Source organism: Algoriphagus aurantiacus, assembly GCF_035156405.1.
Classification (GTDB): Bacteria; Bacteroidota; Bacteroidia; order Cytophagales; family Cyclobacteriaceae; genus Algoriphagus; species Algoriphagus aurantiacus.
Genome location: NZ_JAXRUT010000022.1, coordinates 48,252 through 72,022, shown reverse-complemented (window position 1 = coordinate 72,022; position 23,771 = coordinate 48,252). Strand labels below are relative to the sequence as shown.

Sequence of the window (23,771 nt, the reverse complement as noted above, 5' to 3'; positions counted from 1 at the left end):
TTTCAACTTCTTTCCACTCACCCATTAATCTTGTTTTATCAAAAATGGTGTAAAAGCATTTTCGCCCATTTCGTAATTTCCTGTAGCTGTTTTGGTTAGTTCATCAAAACCAGGGTCATGAAGGAGCATTACCACGTCCATCAGTGTGAGCGGATTGGTGATATCCAACTGTTTTTCAATCAACAACATCTTACGACAAAGCGGTCCTATTTTTACGCCTTCCGGTAGGCTTGGGTCGGTTACAGTTTTTGTAGTCATTCCTGGTTGGGTAGCAAACAACACGGGGTTTTCCTGGTGGTACTCGTTCATAAACCGCAATACAGCAGCTACATCTTTAAAGTTTTGTGCTGCTGTTTGCGTAAACCAGGGATCCAATGCAGAGAAATCTTCTTCTACCCCTTCATAACAGGCATCGATAAGACAGAAATAAGGAAGCTCTGCTTCGGCAAATAAATCGGTGATTTCTCCCACATACAGTAACTTATCACTCAGCTCATTTAAATCTATAGCCAACGGGTCGGTATCCAAATAATCAGGTTTTTCGGTAAAGTCTCCGGGAACCAAGAACTGGCTCCAAGCAATACCTTCTGAAACACCATGTCCGCAATAATAAAATACTACCAAGGGATTTTTAGCTTTTGATTTTTTTACTGTATTAATCAAGTCATTAACAGCGGCAAGTATTTTTACTTTGCTCAGGAGATGGTTGCCATCAGACCGCAACATGTTGCCTTGTCCGTTAGACCTTCGTTCAAGTAATTCGGCCACATAGCGGGCACTTCTACGTGCTCCACTTACCGGGCTGAAGGGAGCATATTTGCCTTCAAACTTCTCTTCTCGGCTTTCGTAATTTGCATTACCTATTGATAAATAGAAAACCTCAAATTCTTGAGCATTTACTTCCGCTACAGTTAGCCAAAAGGAAATAAAGAACACTATTTGTTTCATTTCAATAATTGTTCGCTTATCCAACTTCGTTTAGAAGATTCTCTGCATGCCTTGGCAAGAGCATCAGCTTTCACTTTTAGTTTATATTGTGAATTCTTGTCTTGAGGATGGTAATCGTGCAAAGCATAATAAAATTCTTTCATAGCATCACGCACTTCTTCATCTTCTATCATAATCATTTCACCCCAATATAAGGCTCCAAAATTGCCTACGTTTTCTTCAAAATTAACCTCCGGACGATTCGCAATTAATCCGGAATACTTGCAGGCTTCAGTGTAGGCATTTAGTTGCTTTTGCCAGATTTCTCTCTTAAACTCCATTTCATGTTGAGAGGCTTGTTCATCGGTGTATTTCCAAACACCAACTAAGATGGTTGCTAAGGTGAGCAGCAAACCAATGGCTTTCAATATCAAGTCCCAGTTTACCTTTGAGCCTTGTTGGTTAGTCATCTTTAAGAAATTTTAATTTGATATCCAGTGCTGGGTCTGCCTTGTCTCTACCGTCGAACTTTCTGAGTTTGATTTCATCGTAAGCAGGAATTTCAGTCATTACCAAATAAAACTCTTGCTTTCCAATGGTGAGATACCAGTCAACAGAAGTTTCTTTTCTGAGACTATAGCTTTCTTCAACAAGTTTCCAACCGTTATGGATGCAATCCCCAATCACGACCTTTTTGTCGGATCGAAATGAGTAGTATTTTCCATTATCACATTGATCCGAGCCTTTCATGATGATTTCAGTTCCCTCATATAACCATGTTTTTTCACTGCCATGGTTTAATAGCTGGAGAACTTCAGCTTCTGTTTTTTGAGCCAATGCGTTAAGAGGTAAAAGAAACAAGAAAAATAGTGCTGTCTTCGTCATGATTTCATTTTTTGTATTGCTGGTTTATGAGATTATTATCTTTTTCAGATTCTTCTTGATGCGTTAGTTCAGTTCAGGTTCTTTAAGCCCCTTATGGGTGTAGTCAAATTGTGGTGGCACTGGGTGGAATTTGTAATTCTACTTTAATATCCCACCAATTTCCAATTGGCTTCCTAGCTCACCCTCACCCGAATCGCTTCTTTGGGGACAGTCATTGAAGAGAGAGGGCGATCGGCAGCGGTATCATTAGTCTATCAAGTTCAAATCTGATGGGTTCTGGGGATATATCCAGAAGGATGCTATAAAAGTTGGTGTAGTCCACCTCCTCCTTAAAGAGGAGGCGTTAGTCAGCGATAAAATTTTAGTTTTCAGTAACTAAAAGGCTTGTGCAAGAAAAGGAATAAAGTGATGGGAAAACATACCATATACTGGAAGGGCAAAGAAATTTTTCAAACACTTTTTTTTGAGGCAAATCAAATATACCTCTTACTTTTTAAGTTTTTTGGCCCTATATAAAATTCCTAAAATCTCTACTCAATCCCATAAGAACCACTACGGTTCCCCCGAAATAATCGGGGCAGGAGTGCAACAGCGGTTTCATCGCTCGTGCATCGCACGCAACGAAAACCTAGTTTTTATGTACAAATTTTATTCCTCTTCGTATTCAAAATCATAATCCACCTCACCAAAATAGAGGAGTTCTTCATTGGATTTTGCTTTATCAGGTGTCATCAAGTCCATTGATTTTATCTTATTCATTCTGAAGATTGGTGGATTAAAAAGGCTACTGTTTACTTTAGATGCTTTAAACAAAGGAGTTAATGATTCTTCTCCGATAATTTTTGTAGACAAGTCTTTAGAAAAAGTCAGTTCAAAACCTAATTTGGCGTCTGCTATATCTAATTTAGCAGCCTCTACTTTACCTTTGGCTTTTAATTCAATTTTTCCACTTGAGGAACTAGAAATTAAAATAGTAGCACTTTCTGCATCTACTTTTTCGGTAATAACTGACCAATCTTTGTCCCACTTACCTTCTTTATAAAGTTCAATAACTGCCTTACCTAATTTTATTTGGTCTTTAATGCAAGGAGATGTTGTTCTGTTTGCTTTAAATAATATTGCATTTTCTTTACTGAATTCAACAGTAATTCCTGCATCAACTTCTGCCAATGCACTTCCTTGAGGAGCTACTGTCCCGGATGCTTTTGTGGATATAGAAACGGCACCTTTAGAACTATGCTCAATATCTGATTTTGTTTTATCAATTTCTATTTCAAATTGAATTCCAAAGTCTGAAAGGTTTGAAATTTTTGTGAATTGGTTATTTTTCAAAATTCCAATATCACCTAGCGACAAAGGTGTACTAGGAAGCCAAGTTGCTAAATAACCAAACTGTTCTTTGATTTCCCGTGTGTACTTTTTACTTGTTTTCATATTAATTAGATTTTATGGTTAATTAAGTGGAAATCGACTTCTAATTTTGGCTAGATAAACTGAAAAAAAATAATTCTTAATGTGTTTATTTTTCAACTCAATAACAGGTTCTTAACTCACAACCATTGTCTTAATAAGAACCTACACTTACAGAATATTTTCCAGATATAGTATACCTAAAGATTCATGGAATATTGACAACTAATCTTCAGCCGATTGAAAAAAAATTTTTTTGATTAGGGTTTTACTTGAAAAATACCCAATGCTAATTTACCTGGTAATTTAGCCATAATTCTCCCGTCAAATTTCTCTTTTTTACCATACCGATCAAAACTACCTTCACTACAATACATCGCATGAGATTTAGTCCAGATAACCATTCCAAGAGGTTGTTTGACCCTTTTTTTAAGCTTATATCGAAAAGTTGGTGTGACATGTTCCTCAAGACCCAAGAATTCATAAACTTGAGGTGTAAGTGTCCCGTCATTTATAATCTCTACTGCTATCTCAAAATTCTCTGGAATTATGAATTTGCTGAATCTACTACTAAAGTCACCATTTAATTGGGCCATTTTACAAATAACTGCAAAACAGAGATGCGCAAAATCAAGAATCTTTTGAAATTCTTTCTTTTCATTTTCATCTTCCGATTTACCTATAATAAACGAGGATTCCTTTTTGGCATAGGATAATTCATCTTCAGAAAAGGAAACGGAATCACCATTTTTAAGCGTGACTTTATAGTCCTTACCCTCCTTTACATAGCTAATCACTTCGTGACCAAAAGTAAACATTGCCGCTTTAATCAAAGCCACTGAAGCGCAATTACCTGCTCCTAGAAATTCCTCATCCTTACCTTGGTAAAACGCTTTAAAAAGTAAATTTTTCATAGATTTTATATTTAAAATTAAGTTTCAATGTTTATTATACTACAGACTTTACAGTCAGTTCACGAACTATTATTTCATTGAGGTTCCAGTAATGTTATTTGTACCATTTTCATAAATAATTGATTATTTAAATTTTAAAGAGAGAATAAAAAACCAGGATAGGTTACGTCCATTTAACTAATTTCTAGAAATTAATTAAAATTTTCCCTCAAAAAATTCATTACGTTGTCCATGCAAAAATCTCGTGCTATTTGTTCGGGGGTATTGAAAATAAAATACCTTTCTGCTTTTCCAGAATCAATAAACTTTTGAATAATAGATTTCAAGTCTTTCTCTAACTCCTTAAATTCAATTACAGTGGGGTAATTTTCAGTAGGATCAATATATCCTTCAAAATCTGTCCCAATACACATGACATTCCAAATTCTAGATTTTTCTTCGGGGCTTAAATTTGTATTAAAAAACAGTCCCTCAAGCAGCCTCTCTAAATTTGTCTCAAGCAAAACAAATCCATTTTGCTTGTCAGATTTATTGAATCCCATTATCCTTTCATCAAGGCATATTCCCAATAAACCATTGGTTTTCAGTATCACCTCAATGTCCTGATCGCAAACATTAATATTCCAATGATTCAATCCTTGATTAAGAAATAGATCCTCAGTCTCTTTTTTGAGGGTCCAATTTTCTTTCAATTCTTCAAAGGTTGCAACACCTGAATAACAAACATGACTGGCAATTACTGGGATATTGTCATTTTTATGCAAACAAGGAAATATTATCTCATGGTATAATTGCTCTCTGGATTCTACACCCATGTGTTTCACGTCTAATAGGATTCTCCTACCGAGACTGTCTTCATTTTTTATATTTTCGGGAGACAAGCTCAGCAAAAGCCTTGCTGCAGCTAAACCTAAATCGTTGAATTCAGATTGAAGGCCATCATTTTGATTGGCAAGCAGTAAAGCACCTTTAATTAGACTATGGGCATGTCCGCATAGGTAATTATTAAAATGGTGAGAAAAAGTAACAAAGAATATTGGGTATTCCATGCGTTTCAGCTCCTCAATCCGATTGAATACTTCAAATTTATTTTTATCCAGACCAAAAGAATGAGCACCCTCTAGAGTTAAGACAATAACCAGTTTATTTTCATCCAACGCATCAGAAATATCCTTGAAATTTTTAGCAACTACATAGGTACCTACTGCTTTTTCAAAGGACTCAGATTTTTTTACTTCTTTTTTTAGTGACCTCTTTAGGATTTTACTTTTTGACTCCACTCCATTTCTACTCAAAATAAATTCAATTTCTTCTTTCGCCTCTGTCCAGTAATCATATTCCGGTGACTGTAAAAATTCTATTCGCTTTCCAGGCATTCTCATAAGCATTGATTGAAAATAGTCTTTCACTGATTTTCTTTCATATTCTGAATTGAAAACCGCGCCTGTGATTTTTTCTAGAATGGAATTAACCACTCTACCAAAAAGAGGGATTTTGTCAATAGTATTCTCTAAAACAAAGATTGAATCTTTATCCAAATGACCACCGCCTGAAAAAAATCCTTTTTCAAATGGATAAATGGCCGCAAAAACGACAGCACAGTCACCATTCCAACACTGAGCAAAATTACACTGCGAAAAAGAAAACGCCCTTTTTCCTCTTTCCATTGCCTTATAATTAGATTTAATAGAAGTCCATGGATTGTAATCTTCTGAGTTTTTAAGTTTACTATTTCTTAAAAAGTTAAATGTTCTACCGTGAGGATGAAGATGAATATCAATGTATTTTGGAGTCCTTCCCATGTGTTTAAAGTTTAAAAAAGCTTGTTGATAAATAATTACTGTTATTTCGGACACTCAAATCGAAAAACTCTTCTTTAGACAAGCCATAATTCTTAATGAACTCGGCAATTAATGATTCCTCTTCTTTTACCTTACTTGTCATATAATAATCTGTACCAAAGAGAATCTTATGATTAAGTTTTGGGTCACGGATGTCATTCAAAACTTTTGAAACTATCTTTTTATTGGAATGATGAAGGGTGTAGGAAACATCCGTATAGGTATTGGGGTATTCCAACAATAACCTTTTAATGGTATTATACCAGTTAGTCCCGGTCGGTGATGCATTCTCCACACCATCTATCATTTCCCCGCCTCCATAATGTGCAAAACACACCTTTAAATCTCTGAAATCTGGCATTTGGAGTACCTCTTCAAAATTTTGAGGGTCAGAAAAAAAATCCTTGAATTCTGATTTTTTCAAACCCATATGTTCGGTAAAAGATCTTGTCGGAGCAATTGGGTTTATTGAGAGTGGCAGAAGATGTTCAGATTTTAAATTCCCTCTATAAAAAATCCCTCCTATATCAGCATGTGTCATTATTGGAAGGCTTTTTTCAATTGCATACTCATATACTTTTCGAAGTCTTTTATCAAAAGGAAAAAACCCAAGTGCTGGATATAATTTGATACCGGTAAACCCATAGTTTTCAACATTTTCCTTCAAAAGATCAAATGCATTGGGCCTTCTTGGGTCGACTCCATAAAAAGCGATTAATTGATCTGGAAATTGGGTTTTGATTTCAGCTACAGTTTTTGTCTGAGTAATAAAATCATCAATTGCATCTCCTCCCCCCATGTAATCCATATCCATAGTGAGTGCCACTATTCTAGGATTTTCAAATTTTTGATAAACTGATAATAGCTTTTGAAAGATCTCTTTTTGATTTCGTTCAATCCCAATATCTACCATCGCCGCGAGTCGACTTAGTTGGTCTTCTCTGGAGAAAGGATTTATTATTTTCAAAAATCTTGAAAGAGATCTAGCCAAACCAGGAGCTACAGCCAAGGTCCTTGCCAGTNTAGTTGGTCTTCTCTGGAGAAAGGATTTATTATTTTCAAAAATCTTGAAAGAGATCTAGCCAAACCAGGAGCTACAGCCAAGGTCCTTGCCAGTGGTGCACCATAAAAGTTATTTGGAGCACATTTAATATTAAATATATGAGTATGGACGTTGATCATTTGATATTAATTAGGTTTTACCCCTGCTCCTCTAATGTTTATTAGTTTAACCAATGACTCAAACCAAAACGGCGCTCCCATGTGCAATGAAAAAGCCATTAACAGCCAACCTAAAATGGTTGAAAATTCAAAAAAACTTGAAAAGTTATAACTGATCAGTTTAAAAAAATCTTCTTCCTCATTTGGTAATTGACTATGCCAACCAATAGGAAGGTTTTTCAATTTTAGATCAGTATAAATTTCATCAACAAACTCTTTCTTCTCCTCCACTGTCTTGCCATTCATTTGGGTGACAAAATCTGGATTTTGAGTAACTTCAATTGCTTGTTCAACCAAACTATTCCTAAGGACATCATCATTCCATACCGCTTTACTAATTCGAAAAAGGTCAGCATTTACAAAAATTGTCACCAACAGGGCAGTATAAAAAAGAGGGAATTTCATGCGTTTTTTATACCAACCAGAAACCCTATCCATGTATGATTTATACCAAGACTCAATTTTTTGTTTCAATTCCTCTAAGGAATTAGAATCATGGAGAAAACTCTGTAACATCAATTTAAGATCACTGGGCTTCATCGCATTGACCGAATTCTTAAATAATAAAAATGTCTCAGAAGGTTCAATTCCATATTCAAGAACTTTAGGCTTTCCCAGTTCATCATATAAAATTTTGTAGGGTATATTGTCTTTTATAATTACTTCAATTAATACCTGGGAAATCACATTGGACTCCAGATATGCAGGTAGATCATTTTGGGTTGGTTTCGAATTCTCCACAAGTGGATGCCGATAGATAGCCTCCGCAAAATTTCTATTCATTTTGTCATTAAAAACTTTGAGGAGTGACTCAAACAGCAAGGAAGACCTTGAATTCTTACCAATTCGTGAACTCCAAAACTCAGTAAGTCCAGAAACCACCATGCTTAATAATAAAAATATTAAGAGTATGGAAATGCAAAAATCTAAAACAGGAGGCATATAGTATAATTTTTATATTATATAATGAGTGACATTAAACATCAATCCAACTTAGTAATCTTAACTCCCTATTCAATTTTATTTTAATCAGGAATCAATGAAAAACACTTAAAACACTAAAGCAAAAGACTTCGGCTTATATACTAAACCCAAAAATTAACTTTACTAAAAGACCTACTATTAACTCCAAATCCAACAATCGAATGAATACCCAAAATTTAGAGCGGCACTTACTTTAGCTTGGTGAGTATCCTTTCCCGACTGAAACCATTTTCAAAAAAAATCGAGACTTTTAAGGAAGAATATCACTCAATTAAAGAAAGGAGTAAAATATTCGTTTCTATAATAACAATCAAACTACCTTCATATATTACATATTTCAGATTTAGTCAAATTTTATTACCCTCTCTTATATCAATTAATAATTTAATATTCCTTCGTTAATGCATCATAAATTTCCTTTGCAACAGATTTATCATTCAAATAGCCAACAATTCCATGTCTATTTTTAGTCTGATTCAAAACATCCTTTTTGTTGGTTATAGTTGGGGTAATATTAAAACTCCTTTTATCAAGCGGATTTAACGCCACCACATCTCTGTCATCATAGGCATTATACCAACCATCTTGAACACAATCAGGCATTTTTATAGGAGTTTTAAGGTATTTTTTCACAGATTTTAGTCCAAGTGGAGAGCCCACAGTAATGTATTTACAAACATTTAAGTCAGAATGATCTCTCAAGATATTGTAGCCTACAATAGAGCCTAAAGAATGGCCAACAACAACACATGGCTCAGATGGATCGATGTCTTTCAAGACTAAATTATTAATCGATTCTTTAATATTCTCTTGAGTCAAATATACATAGACATCATATGTGAATTTTTTTAAAGACTTAACACTCCATTTGGTTCTCTTGTCCAATGTTCTCAAAATCACTTGAACCCATTCCCAATTCAAAGGGCCCTTTTCTTTTATATTATTTATTTGCTCTTCTTCAATTTCAGAAGTGGTAATATTTGCATTCTTAGAAACCTCCATTAGAAAGTCATGAAAGAATTCATCGTCTTTGCTATGAGCCTCTCCCCCTTTTTTTACTATTTCTTCTATAGGCCTATTTCTTTTAAAGATTAAATCATTTAATGAATCGCCGTAAAAAGGAAAGTAAATTTGATTTTCTTGAATAGGTAATGATAGATTTGATTTCTCCAACCCTTTGATCAAAGTATCAATCCAAAGTTTTTTCAATTTTTTAGGGTCTTTACCTTGTTGTGCCCTTCCGTGAATAAAAATTAGGTTCATCTTATTTTATTTTGTTTAAATAATTTTGAAATTAAATCAGTGCCATTTTCATTAAAAGTTGTCCAGAGATTTGGCTCCAAATGTTTGGATGCCTCCAAAATATCAGGAAGTAAATATTGCTCAAATCGATTCCTATATGCCCAACCAAGTGAAAGCATGGGGCAAAAAGGGGCAAGTTTAACATTTTCGAGATTCAGGTTTCCTGATAACATCGCTACATCGAAAATCAAATCCTCACTTTCATTATTCATATACTTAAATACAGAATTTATGTCCTTGATTTTTCCAGCCTGCATATATGCATAGACTGCATATAGGCCCAAAGATGGATCTAATGATTTTTCCATTCTTAAAAAACTTCCTGGATTGTCATATTTTATATGTCCAGTTTCAGTGAATTCATTTTCAAATGCCTTCTGATAATCAAATCCTTCGTTTGCTGCACTCGCTATATATGACCTTACTAAGTTTATTTTCTCTCTATTATCTTCGAATTCATAGTATCTATAACTTCCTTCACATGGAGTATAATTAATAGTAAGTAATCTGTCTTTATGAAAAACAACTGTACCGATAAAGTCTTCCAAAATTGCAACAGGAATTGATTGCCCATTCTCCAAAATCAGTAAAGCAGATTTAGATTCATTATGATCAACTCTAACTTCTTGTCTATCATTCTCAAAACTCAACCGCCTATTATTGCCTCTTACAAGCACGTCAGCTATTTTAGTCCCTACAATTGTAAAACCTGTATGGATTTTATATATATTTTTTTTATTTGATTTATGTATTATTTCTGCATTCTTTAAAAGTCTTGGATTTCCCTCTAACATCTGAATTTTTTCAACAGAGGACATCCGTTTCTTAAATGCAGATTCTTTAAACGCCTTCTTACTTTTTTTACTCCCACTACCACTACCTCTATCTATAGTTTCAAAAAATATCTCTTCATCTTCATGATGTAACCCCTTTTGATTCTGTACCCCCTTTTGATTCTGCAACAATTTGGTAGTTACCAATATTAAATTTTTTGCTTCACTATCATCAAACCTTGATAAATAAGGTTTAGGGCTTTGATGTTGAATTCGAATATCTGGATTTTGGTATAGCGTAATATTAATATCAGATGCTTTTTTCTTAACAATTGATTTTAATGGGTTTTCCATTTTTACAGTATCGATCACCCATTCCCCATTTTTTAACTGCTTGTATTTGGAATCTTTTATTAGTGAATTAGCATCATAAAAATTCAACAAATTACTTTCTCCCTCCAATTTGGGCCATATAGTTTCAGGATATTTTCCATTTAAAATCTCTAATATTGATTGTGTGAAAAGTCCAAACTTCTCTGAGTTAACAAGACTATTGTATTCATTGGCGGGACTTCCTGGTCTGGTTGCATATAAAACATCTATCGCACATTCGTGATTGTTATCATCATAAATGGGGAAAATAACAGACCCATTTCCTGTAAATTGAAGCTCAGCTGGTAATATTCGACATGCATCAGAAATAAAAACTATATAGGGAATCCCCGTAGTCCTGGCGTAATCAATGGAACCTGTTAGATTGATTGATTCGTTTGGATTATTTTTTGCATTTGAAAGCAGCCAGACTTCTTGATTTGGGCTTCTTAATATGCCATGTCCAGAAAAAAATATGATAAGCATTTCACATGTTTTTTCCTCAACAATTCTATTGATTTCATTAAAAATATCATTTTGAGATACCTGAGTATCTTCCAAATCAGTAAATATTTTGGTTTTATAGCCCTGTGATTTAGCCCAAGTATCAAACTCTATTGCACCTGAAGCAGCTGCACCCAGTGTTGGTAATCCTTTTACATTATTTACTCCAATACTGATTACAAATTTCATTTTTATCCAAGCTTATAATATCAGACTAGTTTAAATGCTCCTCTTTACTATTATTGACTATACCAAAAATTTTATATATCAGAATAAACTCAATATAATTCGACATTGTCTTAACTTGGTAATAGATCACTGCCATTAATAAAAATCCAAAACAATTAAGTGAATTTTGAATTCAAAAAAATACTCTGCACTACCTCATCCCACTCTTCTTCCCGATATCGCGCTGCTCATCGGGACAGGCTCTCTCCTGAAGAAAGAGGGCGTTCGGCTCTGCTATCATTACACTATCAGATTCAGAAATGAATGGGTTCTGGGAGTATTTCCAGAAAAATGCTATAAAAGTTGGCTGTTTGTTTCCTGCTAAAAGACAATTACAAGAAAAAGTAAATATTGAAGAAAACCCATACCCTGTACAGGGTATATTTAGCTGATAAGCAGAGAATTATTTGCATTTTTTACTAAAAACTACTCGAGATTGATGTTTTAAGAATGCGTACAGAATAATCTGGCACTTTGGGTAGTTGGGGATTCGTAATACAGAACCTGTAGTCATACCCTCTCTCGGCGCAGTTAGATTCACTTTGTTATCGGGGCAGGCTCGGTGTTCATTTACAGGTTTTTTTTTAAGAAAATGGCAGAAAAGTGGGGCACATGTAGTTTTCGGTAGTGAAAATGAAATAAAAATCTGACACCGCTTATCGTACATTTTACTTGATCATTTACTTTCAGGCAAGAAATGTAAGATCTTTGTTATTAAGCCAATTCCTCTAACACATGTACAACTGGGCAGAAATCTGCAGTGAGCTTAAGGATCTGGAGAAACGGGTGGATGCGAAAATAAGTGCGATTATTTCTGAGAACGCTAACCCATTTCCCCATTCAAGGATTACTAAGGCTAGGCAAATCGAAACGCTTTCCCGGGCGCTGAGACAGTTTATTGACTTGGAGCAGGAAAAGGATGCCACCGTGATCCTGCATATGTTAAGGGATATGGGGGTGAAGCTGAAGGCGATGAAGTGAGGTGTTTTTTCCGTTCTTTTGCTCCCGAAAAAATCGGGACAGGCTTTGACGCAAAAGAACCAAAAAGTCAAGTTGTGGCAAAGCTTCTACCCGCAAGGCCATCGCCTGCCCCGCTGCCACAACCTCCCACCGCGCCCTTCACACTAAACTTAGGTGCTAAATACCGATAAAAGTGAGGTGAGCGGTTGAGTATAAAATACTATTCTTCCTATTCTTCAGACTTACTTTAATTGCTGAGTCCAGCAAACTATCTCCTATTACTAGATGTATCCGCTATAGTTTGCGAGTACTTACACTTAGGATAGCTAGAGCATCCATAAAACTCTCCATATCTCCCTTTTCTCTTGATCAGGTAGTTACCACAACTAGGGCAGGTATCGCTTGTTAGGTTCTCCCTTTCTTTCTTCTGTATTCGTTGAACATGTTTTCTGATTTCTTCCTTCCCCCGCAGTCTAAGGCTATTCAATCGATCAGCAATATGAGCCATTTGATCAAATGACAGGATTGCGTCCTCATCATCCTCTCGGATTGTTCTGATTAGCTGACTGGCATAGATGACAGGACTCCAAGTGGTCATATTCTTCAGTACTGCACTTCCACTAAAGACCACAATTGAACTGAATTTGATATGGGGATAGTCTGATAGGATTTTCTTCAATACCTGCACATGTACCTCATTCTGTTTTACAGGGTTTTTGAGGGTGTACTTTCGGCGGTATAACGTCTGCTTCCAATATTCAGAATTTTCGTGCCCGTGTATCCAGCCCTTTAGGTTTTTGGTCTCGATTACATGAAGTCCGCTTTTGGAAATCACAATGTGGTCAATTTGAGTACTGGACTCACCGATTTGTAACAATACATCGTTTAGAACTATATACTCTTTTTTGGAAAGCCTTTTCAGCCTTAAGGATATCTTTAGCTCTCCGAAACGACCTATAACCTTTGGAACTACTTCTTTTTTGAGATACCAGGTAAACCAAAGAAATAATAAACTAATTACGGCGACAAGGATCTGTGTTTCCATTAAGAATAACTGAATTCTAAAGTTTAAGCTTATAGCTTAACCTCCTTACCTAAGAGAAAGAGCACCTTATCCAACTTTTCCTTGAAGGTGAGTTTATCTGGATCGGGGACCTTCTCCATTATTGTCTGGAACCATGTTCTATAGTTATCTAGAAGTGATTTGTCACTTGTTTTATAGACTGTCTACCATCGGTTACCCTTAACCGCTTAGTTTATTGTAGACTCCATCCACCCAAGTATCGAGGTATCTTTCTGAAAGATCTTGGATTTCTGTGACTGTAGGCAGCTCATGATACAGTTTTTCCATCCAAATATCTTCGTTTTTGGCTTCCCGGATACCCACACACATTGCATAATTTTCCAAGCGGATCGTGAGCCTTTCACAATGGTCAAAAGATTTTGCTCCTGCAGCCCTAAAGCCAATCCCTTTGACAGAGATCCCGAGGCTGTTAATCTCCTCCACTGTATTTCCTCCGATGAGAGGTTTGACAACTTTTAGTTCAACATCTGTAAGAGTATCCATTTCATGTAAATTCACATTAAGGGCAATTCTGGTCTCAATGAACATTGTGCTTAGTTTTTCCTGCATCAATTTAAAAATCAACTCAGTAAGCGGTTCAAAAAAGGAATGGAAAACAGTTTTGACTGTTTGATTGCTTTTAACTTGTCTTAAATACCGATCCTCCGGTTTCTGGCTAAGAAAATCCTTGATTTTTTCCAATTTGAGGTCAATCGGTGATTTAAGTTCTCGGTATTCACGGTCAAGTTCCTCCTCCAATTCTTCCACAGAAGGGATTCCGCCGCGCAATTTTTCAGGAAGAACGTTTTGGAGATGATATTCAGAAACACCGATTGGCTGCTTAATATCCTGAAGGGAAAATCTCACTACAGTCTGATTTGGGGTTTTGCAAAGCAGAATTCCTATTGTTTGGTTGTCTTCCTTTCCCTTCAGTTGTTCGTTGACTACATTAATATAGAAATTGAGTTTACCGGCGAATTCCGGTTTGAACTCCCCAATTTTTAACTCGATTACCACGAAGCAGTGTAATCTGTAATTGTAAAACAGCAAATCGAGAAAGAATTCGTCTTTTTCAACCCTGAATTTCTTCTGGTTACCTACAAATGCAAATCCATTTCCCAACTCCAATAAGAAATTCTTCACACCATCCATCAGTGCCTTTTCCAAGTCCTTTTCCTTAAAGTCCTCTGTAAGGTTAAGAAAATCCAACAGGTAGGGATTCTTAAGCGTTTGGTGTGCAAGTTCGGATTGAATTGGAGGTAGGGTTTGTTTGAAATTGGTAATCGAATTCCCCATTCTTTTATGGAGGCCTGTTTCGATATGATGGACCATAACATTTCTGCTCCAACCATTTACGATGGATTTTTGGATATAAAACATTCGGGTTTCCGGCTCCTTAACCTTATCCAAAAGTGTGATGTGATGATACCATGGCAATTGTGCAAGGTTCGCTTGCACAATTGCCGCTTTCTGCTGTTGATCAGGTTGTGCAAGTCAGACTTGCACTACTGCGGACAAGACTGCTGCTGCGTCATTCCCCCCGCCCTAAAAACGAGCGAATGTGGAAAATGAATAAGAATCGACGTTGATCTTTTAGCTCATCCTACAGCTCAATAATTCGCAAATGACTCTTTATAATTTCCTAATGAAGATAGTTCTATAATCAGATTGCCCGTTCTTAGGGAGCGGTGGCAAGCTGCAATAGCGGGGCAGGCGGCTGGACTGCGGGGGGAAGCATTATTGCAGCAAGACTTTTGGATACTTTTGGTCTCAAAAGTATCAATAAAAAAAAATTGCCATCTCAATAATCCAACAGGTTAAATAGAAGGTAATGATACCGAATTTAGTGCGAAGCAAACAATCGTAATAAAAAGTATAGACAGTGGTATCTAAACTTTTATTAATCCAAAAAAAACTCCTTAATCTTAATTTCCAGCGCTTCAGCCAGCTTTTCAATTACCTCTAGCGAGACATTCCGCTTCCCCTGCTCTATGGCAGAGATATAAGGTCTGTTAAGGCCAGATTTTTCAGCTAACTCTTCTTGGGATAGCTCTTTAGCTTTCCTCAACAGCTTCACTCTTTGGCCAAATACCTCCTTTATTTCCATATATTTTGTTTACTATTGTAAACATTTTGAAATTTATTTCTTATCTTAAGATAGCTTCATCTGATACTAAAAATAACAAAATCTTATGTCCCTATCCTACCTAACTGATACACTTCCTGAAAATTGGCTGATAGGCGAATTAGATCAGGACAACGAATACCTGGAACTCCTTGGTCATGATGGAGAATTTCTGGTTTCTATCATGAACCATGAATACGACAATCCCGGTAAACCTTATTTCTTGAACCTCAGCCAACTTAAAGGGATTCTTGGCAGATATGATTTTGAAAGTCTGGGGTGGCCGGAGTGGTATAAAGAGGCAAAGGATGCGGTTAACTCCGCTCTGAAACTAATGGAATGGATCAATCAGAACTATGGGACTTTTGATCCGGTGACCAATTATGTGCTGGTGTCCTTGGGAACTGAGGATAGGATAGATTCCATCAGAACACATTTTTATGGAAGGATTATGGTGCAGGAATTTCAACAGCGCAAGTTGGCATTCGGGGAGGTGAATTTGACATGGGGAGCAAGCTCACATTCCGAAGCTGCGATAAAAGCCATTGTCATGTTTTACGAATCTCAGGGTTTTGACACCGAAGATCTTATGGTCGGATATCTGTGCAATGAGAAATTCCAGTTGATAGAAGATCTGAGACCGGCGGTTTTACATCAGATAAAAAAGTCTCAATTATTAAATTTTTAACCCAATGTCTATGAAAGCAATAGAAGAAAGTCCATTCATGCCCAAGCGAGGTCATTTAGTCAAATTTCATACTCCCTATCATGACGAAGATCCTAAACAGTTGTATTTACTTCTGCGGGTGATTGAACCTAATGATTTCTATAAGACGCGGGCAGATATTCTGGCCTTGGGTACAGGTTTTTCCTTTCCACCTATCAGTATGGTGAATCTGGAAGATCTGGAAGTTGTGGAATGGAATACTGCAGAATTGCTTGGCAATTATGGCACAGTACTCAAAGAAGATGGCTCGAAGGTTCCAGGAAAGATCATTCAAATTTTAAATGAAGAACACAAAAAGGAACCCCTTGAAACTTTAAAGATCCAAGCAATACTAAAGGATGAAAAGGGTGTAGAGCACACCGGTCGACTGTTAATGGATTCTTTGAGGTGACATACCTAATAAATTTTAGGAATAGAATTCAATTATCGCCAAAACCTTATAAATCATGGAAAAAGTAACACTAACTGTTTTGTTCAAGGACAATAGAATAAAGGGGATATTAAGCCCTGACACCAGCTTTCCTAATTCTATCTGATGGGATAGGGAAATGAAAGTGGAAGTGCCAAAAAGTGACTGGGAGATGGAAAAAGTCACAGTGGGTACCATTGGGAAGTATTTTTAATAGAATGGGAAAGCAGGGAAGTCTGTAAGGTTTCAAATCGGAATAGAAGGATCGAATTCCACCTTTTCTTTACCAGGCATCAGCGAAGCTGGGGGCGGGGTGATTGGGTGTTTTGGTGACTAAGACATGACATGACTTGTCGGAGGAGGTCTAAGCACTTAACATTCCTACAAGTATGGAAATTAGCTTTGCTTAATCGCTGATCGAAAGCCCATGAGAAACCTAATCCCCATTACTACCGAGTATATCCGACCCTCCAGATCGATAGATATACTTCATCTTGTACAATCTGATTCTATCCACCCCATCTATATCTATAATTATGAAGGACTGCACTTTCATTATTTCGACAATCTGGTCAGGCTTATCCAGTTCTTTGAGACGGGATTGGAACCGAATAGATCCTTTTATAGTGAACAGGATCTGAATGATTTTTTGGAGGAATTGAAGCAGGGCTCATGAAGAATATCCAACTCAACTACCGCTACCGGGATGCGCATAATTACAAGCAGTTTGGGGCTGCGGTATTTTCTAATCCTACTGGAATGACTGTGGAAGAAGCCACTGCCCTACTCCTATCAAAGTTGATCTCGGAGGAGTTCTTTGTTCCAGATGATTGGGGCTTGCCCAGACTGCATGCTGATCCTTATAATCCCGCGGTGGATCATGAATGGCATGAGTTTGAGGAGTTTGAATTGACAGCTGATTCTGTTACGGATGAGCGGGATGTTGTGGGGTTTTTGAGAGGTGTGGAGAAGGGGTATAGTATTTAAAAATCTATTTACCCGCAATGATGCCAGTAGTCATAATTTCTTTGCTTTACTGGACAGAAGACCGAAGACGGGTGACCGAAGTGCCTAAAAAGCTACATTTCATTATATTTAATTATGCTTATACCTCCTTATTAGGAAAAAAGCGGATATACAGATTTAAAAAATGAATACTTTTATTTACTCTCATACTGAGTATTTAAGACCTTCTAAGACTATTGAAACCGTCTATATGTCCGACGGCTCCACAATTAAGGCATTTTATATTTATAACTATGAAGGGTATTCTTTCCGGGTATTTGAGCGTATGGTGTCTTTGATTTTATTTTTTGAATCAGGTGTAGCCGAGGATTATCATTTTGATACAGAAGAAGAGTTGGATTGTTTTTTAGAGATGGTATTGCTGTGAAATTATTTCTTTCCGTTCTTTTGCCCCCGAAATAATCGGGACAGGCTTTGACGCAATGGGGATCGAGCGTTAAAAAAATGTCGAGTTGGAAAACTGCTTTTTTTGTATTTTATCGATTCTCAAATTCCCCATTAACCCATATCGATAATGTTAAGCTATTTTTCTCTTGTTCTTTTGGCTTAGCCCAAAAGAACCAAAAGGCCAAGACGCCAGCAAAGCTTCAGCGCGCAGACCAGCCGCCTGGCTCGCTGCTGCGTCACCACAACGCGCCCTAACCACGAGCGGATGTGGTAAATTTAGAATTTCGTTATTTGGGTGTCACTATGAATTCAAATCTACAGTCATTATCCGGGCATTGATGAAGCTGAGTTTGGCTGGTGGTATGGCTTAGGTCTGCGATGATATCTGTCCTAAGTCCGCAGTGTGGACAGGTGGTGGGGTGTTCGGAGGAAAGGAATTGGTGGTTAAAGATTTTGCTTTTCATTTAGAGTCAAACTTCTAAACCTTAATATCTTAAATTATAAATCGAGCAGACCAAAGGCTTCATGGTGGGGTATGGACAAGTCCAGAAAATCAAAACTCAATTCGCTATTCGCTCTCAATAAATGGTAGATTTTAGCGCTCTCTTTATCTGAAGATAAATACCTAGAAATGGAATTTTCCACCTCTGCCTGGGCGAAAAGTTTAGTGTCATTGGGAATGATTGTCCTACTCAGCAAATCTAGTTTTCCTTTATTGGCAAACACTGTGTGTGCCAGTTTTCCTGCCTTTTGTGCATGGTCAAGGTTATAGGGTATTATCTTAAGCTGTTTTAAGGGGAGTTGATCTAATGTTCCCCGGACACAATATTCACCAGCTGCTATTGTACTTAAATGCATTATTTGGTCATGCTCTAAAAAATATCGATAATAACCCTTAGCATTCAAATGCAACCGGTCGAGAGGATCCAATAGTCGGATAAAAAAACTTGTGTCCAACAAAACTCCCGTATCACTCATATCCCCCTCTGATTTCTCTGAGCCAGCTTTCCTTGTCAGGAATGCTTGACCAGGTATTTTCTGCCTTGGCAATTAACCCATCGAGATAGGATTCATCGTATTTGGGATCGTACCCAGAGAGTTCTATAAACTTCAGCGAGGATAAATCAATTTCCCCCGTTTGGGAATTTTGTCGTCCCATTGCCCGTACCCCAAATGACTTATACAGCAGATTGGATTCATATTGCTTCAAAAAACTGATCGGGGTTCCGATTCGAATTGTCCCCAATTCCTCAGTTAATAGGTGCATATTTGCCCTATCCTTTCCTCCGGCATTGGTTACTTTGCCATAAAAGTAAAATTCTGCATCAGCCCATATAGCTTCCGATCTTTTGAATTGGGTGCCTTTGTTGATATTCAATTTATGGCTTTTCTCAAGTGAAGTTCCTACTTCCAATAAATAATCATACTTGACGGCCAATTCCTGAAAAACCTCAAAAGCCTTGGCAGTATTCAAATCCAAAAAATCAAGATTGTTAGTTCTTTCGATTTCACCCAGGACGGCGTTAAAACCTATAATATACTGCAGCGAAGTCCTGAACAAATGTCTGACTGAGCCTTCCTGCATCTCATAGGTGATGGCAGGTCTGTCTTTCTTATCCAATGGAAAAAGAAGATTCTCTACGTTACCAATGATTTCCATCAGTTCACGAATATCATAGTTGTCTGGAGAAATGGGTATGTTCCCTTTCTTTCCGTTCACTTTGATCTCCAAAAAACCTGTGTTCTGCATACTCCAAATCTAACGAAAAATAGAATTAAATGGATAGGGTCAGTGATTTGCTTGGAACTATACTGGTCTAATCTGATTTTCAGATAAAGCCAGCAATTGAAAGAACTAGAAAAATAAATCCAATAGTACCAAAGATGTAAGCCCAGTATTCAAGTCTTATAAAATAGAATTCATTAACGGTATCCATCTTAATTTTTTCTCCCCATTCATTGAAATAATAATCATCCCTTACCAAAAAAGTCCAGATACCTGCAACCCAAAACCCAATAACCAAAGAAGTATTAAAGTTTACCCAGTAAAAGAAATCTTTATAATTTCTATTTAAATAACCTAACATTAGAGCTGTCACCAGTAAAGAAACTCCTAGGTAGACTAAAATCAATAAGCCTCTATTTTTCCAGAATATCATGGATATTGAAAATTAATTTTCCCCAAATATATCATTGTATGGTCTGATTGTAAATATCCAGTGTTCGTTTTATTATTGAACCAAATTCACTTATCAATTAAAAATTTCAAAAATATAAAATTCAAAGCTTTTCGGCTACTATAGGGTATTGATCTCCTGATCTAATTGCCTATTCATTTATATCGTTTCTCTTCTGAATTCGAGATTGTTTTCCTTCTCTTATAAGTGAGGCTAATTGTCATTAATACACATGCAAAGCTAAAATAAAAGAAGATCCTCCATTTAAACCCATTTAATATCAAATCTAGCCCAAACATGGAAATCCCTATCCACAGCGCAAATTGTATGTAGAACAATTGGTTCAACAGCCATTTTTGTAGGTTTTTAATTGATCTCACTTTCCATAATGTCAAGATATTCGAATATAATTTAAGACTTTTTTCAAACAGCCCCCAGTTCCATCTTTCACCTCAAAATCCCAGAACCTCAATACTATCCAGCCTTTGGATTGATAATAGGCATTGACTTCCTGATCCCGCTCCATATTCCGCTCGATCTTGGCGATCCAGAATTCCCGGTTGGATTTGATGGTTCCCTTTCTGTGTTCCCAGTCTTATCCATGCCAGAAGGTGCCGTCCACGAAGATGACGAGTTTGTATTTTTTCAGGCTGAGATCGGGTTTGCCGGGGAGTGGTTTCTTTGGTGATTTGTACCTTATTCCTGCATGCCACAGGGCTTTCTTGAGGAGTTTTTCTGGTTTGGTATCTCCCCTGCAAGCTGGCCCAAGCCTAAATTCTTTCACCGAAAGAATTTTTAACGGCTTGTCCTCCCTGATTTTGGACATGTTAAAGGAACGGGCTTTGGTGGTGTAAAAGCCGTTTTCTTCGCAGAACTGAGGGACTGCTGTTTTGGAGCGGGTGTAGGGTATATTCTTCAAGCTCCTAAGGTAATGATTGAATGACTTTTATGTGGAAAACATTATCTATGCCTTGTCTATCAATTTTTTCCTTCTTGCTTTTTTCTTGGCAAAAAAGAAACAAAAAGCCAAGTCGCAGCAAAGCTTCCACGCTCAGACCAGCCGCCTGCCCCGCTGCTGCGACATCCCATCGCGCCTAAACACTAGAAGATGTGCTAATTCAGAATTATCTTGTGTAGGCTGTAGATACAGCTGGATAAATACTGTACCGCTTTTTGATCCTGAAGTGCTTGTCCGCCGTGGCGGAGATCGAACTTTTCAATAGCCCCCATCTGGGAGTAGTCAGATCGCTCATGGTGACTCAGTTAACCTCATCCCAGCTCCCGATGTCACTTTGCTCATTGAGACAGGCTTCTTTAATAGGAAATTTATCATTTAATCTCTCATCTTAACCACAATACAAACACCTACCCTAATCTAACGTGTTTTTTATTAGCGATAAGTCACGAAATCTAATGTTGGTCATTACGTAAACTCTAAGAAAAATACTAATTATTTGTATCTCCCAAAATCGTCAGTCTTTACAAGGAGCAAATTATCGCAAGGCTTTGCATAATCATCCGTATCCCAGAATTCGGAAATGATCCAGAAAAATCCATCATCATCTTGTATAACATCGCGCCCATCTATACGAACATGATCTTCTCTATAGAAATTATCCCATTCTTTTCTTCCTTCGCTATCATATTTACTAAAAGACAAGGTTGAAGATTCTGATTTCGACTCACTAGTCCCAACAACAATAAAACCATCATCAGATGTCAATTTGATTGAAAACAACAGATCAAAATCCGTAATAATAACTTCTTCCTCTTCATAATCAGAATTAAGCCTTAAAATTTGATTTTTTCCATTGGAAAACACAAGTCCTCCATCTTTAGTTAGTACAAAAGCCATAGGAACATATATGCTTTTTTGAAAAGAGAGGGTCTTTTCCGATAGTAACTCACCCTGTTCATTTAAGTTCAACAACCAAAAATCACCACTACCTTTACCTGTACTTATCATGTCTTTTTCTCCTAAAATTATTATTTCATCCTTTGGTGAAAGCAATAGATTTTCAAATTGATTTACTTCATCATATATATAATCTTTTTCCCAAAGCACATTTCCTCGATTATCCCACTTAGTAACAAACGTATTAACAAAGGGCACATAACTATGTGGCGTTGAAGTGCCTCTTATACCGATCAACACTATATTACCTTTAGAGTCTATTTTAACATCGTTCATAAGATCATAGCCACTAGTAGTCTTTTCCCAAATAATTTCCCCAGAATGATCGAAATAAAAAATAGTATCCTTCACTATAATCATAAATCCTTCTGGAGTCTGAATGCTTTTAAAAGAATATATAATTGGAGAATATTCGCGGTGATAGATTTTTTTCCAAATCTCATCCCCCTCAGAATCAACTTCTAACGCAAAAAAAGAAGCTTTATTAACGTAATATCCCGTCGTCCCTACAATAATGAAGTTTTTCTCCTTTGTTTCAAAAATAAAATAAGGTATGCCTATCTGACAAGCACCATTAAACCCATAATTCAGATTAAATACATTTTCATAGGTTAATTCTTCCGTCTCAAATCGGAATTCTGAGAATATTTCGTTTTTCCCAGAATCCTTTGCCACAATAGTACCTGAATATTCTGTCTGTGCTTCTAGTTCATTAATTGTAAAGGCTAATTCGATCAAACCATCTGCGATTAATTTTTGCCCTAAATAGATGTCATAGGTAACTAAGTCACCATCTGGGTCCTTGGCTTTAGTCCAATTTAATTTTGCACTTTGATGGGTCACCTCTTCTACCTTAACTTGAAATTTTTCAGGCGGTAAATTTGGCTCAGGAACATCTGTGATCGGCTCCTCACTACCTTGACATCCAACAGTCAGAAGTAGTCCAAAAAAACAAATCACCAAATAGCATTTCCTCACACATGTAATCATAAAATATCAGCAGCAAGTATATTCAAAATTAAGTATTTCTACAGATTTAATTCCCCTAAATCCCCTCCTTTCATCTTTGGTGAATTTTGCTTAACGTAAAGGAAGAGCAAAAAAATATCCAGTTAATTAGTCAAAAAACTGGACATTTCTATATTCAGTTATACTCATAGAACAGCGAACTTATCCATGGAATTTTCAACAAAGCACTATAAGCTTCCTACGTCAAATCTTACCAAACTCAGCTTGAACTTATCTCTTAAAAAAGCATACAGGTACTTATCTTCAACAAGGTCATCCGAATAAGATATAAACCATGCGTCTTTAAATCGCTTATCTTCTTTCATATCGACTAGGATTTTTGGAGTGATTTCCCCGTCTGGGTGTAGTCAATTCGACATGGTTACTGGGTGGGATTTGTAATTCCATACGAATATCCTAATCAATTTGCAATTGGCTTCCTACCTCACACCGTCCTCCTTCTTAAAGAGGAGGCGTTAGTCAGCGGTAAAATTTTAGTTTGCAGTAACTAAAAGGCTTGTCAAGAAAAGGGAATTGGAAGATTCCCAGCGCGCTGGCTGGCTGCATCGCTAAATCTCTCCGCTGCATGCTGGCTCCTCGCTAGATTAGTACG

The 23,771-nt window shown here is 36.8% G+C and carries 26 protein-coding genes; 6 read left to right on the top strand and 20 right to left on the bottom strand.

Annotated features, from left to right (window positions below):
• Positions 1-24: 24 nt before the first annotated feature.
• From SYJ56_RS19310 to SYJ56_RS19265, 10 genes are all read right to left on the bottom strand, one after another.
• Positions 25-948, bottom strand: coding sequence for a hypothetical protein (locus SYJ56_RS19310; RefSeq protein WP_323837015.1), 924 nt, complete (start codon positions 946-948; stop codon positions 25-27).
• Entirely contained in the window at positions 945-1,397 is a 453-nt protein-coding gene (locus SYJ56_RS19305; protein ID WP_323837014.1) for a hypothetical protein, read from the bottom strand. The genes SYJ56_RS19310 and SYJ56_RS19305 overlap by 4 nt, the downstream gene beginning before the upstream one ends.
• Complete coding sequence (locus tag SYJ56_RS19300; RefSeq protein ID WP_323837013.1) at positions 1,390-1,812, bottom strand: hypothetical protein; 423 nt, start codon at positions 1,810-1,812, stop codon at positions 1,390-1,392. Before SYJ56_RS19300 ends, SYJ56_RS19305 begins: the two co-directional genes overlap by 8 nt.
• 648 nt (positions 1,813-2,460) lie before the next feature.
• Positions 2,461-3,246 (bottom strand): hypothetical protein, encoded by a 786-nt coding sequence (locus SYJ56_RS19295; RefSeq protein ID WP_323837012.1) that lies wholly within the window; start codon positions 3,244-3,246, stop codon positions 2,461-2,463.
• 236 nt (positions 3,247-3,482) lie between these two features.
• Positions 3,483-4,136: a hypothetical protein gene (locus SYJ56_RS19290; RefSeq protein WP_323837010.1), complete on the bottom strand. Its 654-nt coding sequence runs from the start codon at positions 4,134-4,136 to the stop codon at positions 3,483-3,485.
• A gap of 191 nt (positions 4,137-4,327) precedes the next feature.
• The gene (locus tag SYJ56_RS19285; protein WP_323837009.1) at positions 4,328-5,992 is read right to left on the bottom strand and encodes an amidohydrolase family protein; all 1,665 of its coding nucleotides are present in this window, start codon (positions 5,990-5,992) and stop codon (positions 4,328-4,330) included.
• Positions 5,943-6,986 carry an amidohydrolase family protein gene (locus SYJ56_RS19280; protein ID WP_323837008.1) on the bottom strand — a complete coding sequence of 348 codons (1,044 nt, stop codon included), beginning with the start codon at positions 6,984-6,986 and terminating at the stop codon, positions 5,943-5,945. Before SYJ56_RS19280 ends, SYJ56_RS19285 begins: the two co-directional genes overlap by 50 nt.
• A 179-nt stretch (positions 6,987-7,165) precedes the next feature.
• A complete protein-coding gene (locus tag SYJ56_RS19275; RefSeq protein WP_323837007.1) occupies positions 7,166-7,885 on the bottom strand; it encodes a hypothetical protein in 720 nt (239 codons plus the stop codon).
• Positions 7,886-8,566: 681 nt separating this feature from the next.
• Entirely contained in the window at positions 8,567-9,445 is an 879-nt protein-coding gene (locus tag SYJ56_RS19270; RefSeq protein WP_323837006.1) for a hypothetical protein, read from the bottom strand.
• The gene (locus SYJ56_RS19265) at positions 9,442-11,322 is read right to left on the bottom strand and encodes a caspase family protein (protein WP_323837003.1); all 1,881 of its coding nucleotides are present in this window, start codon (positions 11,320-11,322) and stop codon (positions 9,442-9,444) included. The genes SYJ56_RS19270 and SYJ56_RS19265 overlap by 4 nt, the downstream gene beginning before the upstream one ends.
• 774 nt (positions 11,323-12,096) lie before the next feature.
• Here SYJ56_RS19265 and SYJ56_RS19260 point away from each other — a divergent pair.
• Positions 12,097-12,342 (top strand): hypothetical protein, encoded by a 246-nt coding sequence (locus SYJ56_RS19260; RefSeq protein ID WP_323837001.1) that lies wholly within the window; start codon positions 12,097-12,099, stop codon positions 12,340-12,342.
• Between the two features lie 247 nt (positions 12,343-12,589).
• Here the strand turns inward: SYJ56_RS19260 and SYJ56_RS19255 are convergent, their stop codons facing one another.
• The 3 genes from SYJ56_RS19255 to SYJ56_RS19245 form a co-directional block, all read right to left on the bottom strand.
• The gene (locus SYJ56_RS19255) at positions 12,590-13,366 is read right to left on the bottom strand and encodes an NERD domain-containing protein (protein WP_323836999.1); all 777 of its coding nucleotides are present in this window, start codon (positions 13,364-13,366) and stop codon (positions 12,590-12,592) included.
• Positions 13,367-13,564: 198 nt separating this feature from the next.
• A complete protein-coding gene (locus SYJ56_RS19250) occupies positions 13,565-14,842 on the bottom strand; it encodes a PDDEXK nuclease domain-containing protein (RefSeq protein WP_323836997.1) in 1,278 nt (425 codons plus the stop codon).
• 442 nt (positions 14,843-15,284) lie between these two features.
• Positions 15,285-15,491, bottom strand: coding sequence for a helix-turn-helix domain-containing protein (locus tag SYJ56_RS19245; protein ID WP_323836994.1), 207 nt, complete (start codon positions 15,489-15,491; stop codon positions 15,285-15,287).
• A gap of 85 nt (positions 15,492-15,576) precedes the next feature.
• Between SYJ56_RS19245 and SYJ56_RS19240 the strand changes: the two genes are divergently transcribed.
• From SYJ56_RS19240 to SYJ56_RS19220, 5 genes are all read left to right on the top strand, one after another.
• Positions 15,577-16,197, top strand: coding sequence for a hypothetical protein (locus SYJ56_RS19240; protein ID WP_323836992.1), 621 nt, complete (start codon positions 15,577-15,579; stop codon positions 16,195-16,197).
• Between the two features lie 10 nt (positions 16,198-16,207).
• Entirely contained in the window at positions 16,208-16,627 is a 420-nt protein-coding gene (locus SYJ56_RS19235) for a hypothetical protein (RefSeq protein WP_323836990.1), read from the top strand.
• A 445-nt stretch (positions 16,628-17,072) separates the two neighbouring features.
• Complete coding sequence (locus SYJ56_RS19230) at positions 17,073-17,321, top strand: hypothetical protein (RefSeq protein WP_323836988.1); 249 nt, start codon at positions 17,073-17,075, stop codon at positions 17,319-17,321.
• A complete protein-coding gene (locus SYJ56_RS19225) occupies positions 17,318-17,632 on the top strand; it encodes a hypothetical protein (protein ID WP_323836986.1) in 315 nt (104 codons plus the stop codon). Before SYJ56_RS19230 ends, SYJ56_RS19225 begins: the two co-directional genes overlap by 4 nt.
• 163 nt (positions 17,633-17,795) lie before the next feature.
• On the top strand, positions 17,796-18,038 hold the full coding sequence (locus SYJ56_RS19220) for a hypothetical protein (RefSeq protein ID WP_323836984.1): 243 nt from the start codon (positions 17,796-17,798) through the stop codon (positions 18,036-18,038).
• Positions 18,039-18,556: 518 nt separating this feature from the next.
• On the opposite strand, the gene SYJ56_RS19215 is transcribed toward SYJ56_RS19220, so the two are convergent.
• The 7 genes from SYJ56_RS19215 to SYJ56_RS19185 all read right to left on the bottom strand — a co-directional run bounded on the left by SYJ56_RS19215 (position 18,557) and on the right by SYJ56_RS19185 (position 23,140).
• Positions 18,557-19,036 (bottom strand): hypothetical protein, encoded by a 480-nt coding sequence (locus tag SYJ56_RS19215; protein WP_323836982.1) that lies wholly within the window; start codon positions 19,034-19,036, stop codon positions 18,557-18,559.
• Positions 19,029-19,808 carry a hypothetical protein gene (locus SYJ56_RS19210; RefSeq protein ID WP_323836981.1) on the bottom strand — a complete coding sequence of 260 codons (780 nt, stop codon included), beginning with the start codon at positions 19,806-19,808 and terminating at the stop codon, positions 19,029-19,031. Before SYJ56_RS19210 ends, SYJ56_RS19215 begins: the two co-directional genes overlap by 8 nt.
• Before the next feature lie 79 nt (positions 19,809-19,887).
• Positions 19,888-20,217, bottom strand: a complete 330-nt coding sequence (locus SYJ56_RS19205; protein ID WP_323836979.1) for a hypothetical protein — start codon at positions 20,215-20,217, stop codon at positions 19,888-19,890.
• A 409-nt stretch (positions 20,218-20,626) separates the two neighbouring features.
• Positions 20,627-20,761: a DUF559 domain-containing protein gene (locus SYJ56_RS19200; protein WP_323836977.1), complete on the bottom strand. Its 135-nt coding sequence runs from the start codon at positions 20,759-20,761 to the stop codon at positions 20,627-20,629.
• A gap of 69 nt (positions 20,762-20,830) precedes the next feature.
• Positions 20,831-21,154, bottom strand: a complete 324-nt coding sequence (locus tag SYJ56_RS19195) for a hypothetical protein (RefSeq protein ID WP_323836976.1) — start codon at positions 21,152-21,154, stop codon at positions 20,831-20,833.
• Between the two features lie 205 nt (positions 21,155-21,359).
• Positions 21,360-21,488: a hypothetical protein gene (locus SYJ56_RS19190; protein WP_323836974.1), complete on the bottom strand. Its 129-nt coding sequence runs from the start codon at positions 21,486-21,488 to the stop codon at positions 21,360-21,362.
• Between the two features lie 197 nt (positions 21,489-21,685).
• Complete coding sequence (locus SYJ56_RS19185) at positions 21,686-23,140, bottom strand: fibronectin type III domain-containing protein (protein ID WP_323836972.1); 1,455 nt, start codon at positions 23,138-23,140, stop codon at positions 21,686-21,688.
• Between the last annotated feature and the right edge of the window lie 631 nt (positions 23,141-23,771).

What these genes read in the sequence shown, in the direction of transcription:
- SYJ56_RS19205 (WP_323836979.1), bottom strand. Translation starts at nt 20,217, where the DNA reads ATGATATTCTGGAAAAATAGAGGCTTATTGATTTTAGTCTACCTAGGA.
- SYJ56_RS19305 (WP_323837014.1), bottom strand. Translation starts at nt 1,397, where the DNA reads ATGACTAACCAACAAGGCTCAAAGGTAAACTGGGACTTGATATTGAAA.
- SYJ56_RS19240 (WP_323836992.1), top strand. Translation starts at nt 15,577, where the DNA reads ATGTCCCTATCCTACCTAACTGATACACTTCCTGAAAATTGGCTGATA.
- SYJ56_RS19265 (WP_323837003.1), bottom strand. Translation starts at nt 11,322, where the DNA reads ATGAAATTTGTAATCAGTATTGGAGTAAATAATGTAAAAGGATTACCA.
- SYJ56_RS19300 (WP_323837013.1), bottom strand. Translation starts at nt 1,812, where the DNA reads ATGACGAAGACAGCACTATTTTTCTTGTTTCTTTTACCTCTTAACGCA.
- SYJ56_RS19215 (WP_323836982.1), bottom strand. Translation starts at nt 19,036, where the DNA reads ATGAGTGATACGGGAGTTTTGTTGGACACAAGTTTTTTTATCCGACTA.
- SYJ56_RS19260 (WP_323837001.1), top strand. Translation starts at nt 12,097, where the DNA reads ATGTACAACTGGGCAGAAATCTGCAGTGAGCTTAAGGATCTGGAGAAA.
- SYJ56_RS19270 (WP_323837006.1), bottom strand. Translation starts at nt 9,445, where the DNA reads ATGAACCTAATTTTTATTCACGGAAGGGCACAACAAGGTAAAGACCCT.
- SYJ56_RS19210 (WP_323836981.1), bottom strand. Translation starts at nt 19,808, where the DNA reads ATGCAGAACACAGGTTTTTTGGAGATCAAAGTGAACGGAAAGAAAGGG.
- SYJ56_RS19220 (WP_323836984.1), top strand. Translation starts at nt 17,796, where the DNA reads ATGAATACTTTTATTTACTCTCATACTGAGTATTTAAGACCTTCTAAG.
- SYJ56_RS19225 (WP_323836986.1), top strand. Translation starts at nt 17,318, where the DNA reads ATGAAGAATATCCAACTCAACTACCGCTACCGGGATGCGCATAATTAC.
- SYJ56_RS19185 (WP_323836972.1), bottom strand. Translation starts at nt 23,140, where the DNA reads ATGATTACATGTGTGAGGAAATGCTATTTGGTGATTTGTTTTTTTGGA.
- SYJ56_RS19235 (WP_323836990.1), top strand. Translation starts at nt 16,208, where the DNA reads ATGAAAGCAATAGAAGAAAGTCCATTCATGCCCAAGCGAGGTCATTTA.
- SYJ56_RS19295 (WP_323837012.1), bottom strand. Translation starts at nt 3,246, where the DNA reads ATGAAAACAAGTAAAAAGTACACACGGGAAATCAAAGAACAGTTTGGT.
- SYJ56_RS19190 (WP_323836974.1), bottom strand. Translation starts at nt 21,488, where the DNA reads ATGAGCGATCTGACTACTCCCAGATGGGGGCTATTGAAAAGTTCGATC.
- SYJ56_RS19290 (WP_323837010.1), bottom strand. Translation starts at nt 4,136, where the DNA reads ATGAAAAATTTACTTTTTAAAGCGTTTTACCAAGGTAAGGATGAGGAA.
- SYJ56_RS19255 (WP_323836999.1), bottom strand. Translation starts at nt 13,366, where the DNA reads ATGGAAACACAGATCCTTGTCGCCGTAATTAGTTTATTATTTCTTTGG.
- SYJ56_RS19230 (WP_323836988.1), top strand. Translation starts at nt 17,073, where the DNA reads ATGAGAAACCTAATCCCCATTACTACCGAGTATATCCGACCCTCCAGA.
- SYJ56_RS19310 (WP_323837015.1), bottom strand. Translation starts at nt 948, where the DNA reads ATGAAACAAATAGTGTTCTTTATTTCCTTTTGGCTAACTGTAGCGGAA.
- SYJ56_RS19245 (WP_323836994.1), bottom strand. Translation starts at nt 15,491, where the DNA reads ATGGAAATAAAGGAGGTATTTGGCCAAAGAGTGAAGCTGTTGAGGAAA.
- SYJ56_RS19200 (WP_323836977.1), bottom strand. Translation starts at nt 20,761, where the DNA reads ATGGAGCGGGATCAGGAAGTCAATGCCTATTATCAATCCAAAGGCTGG.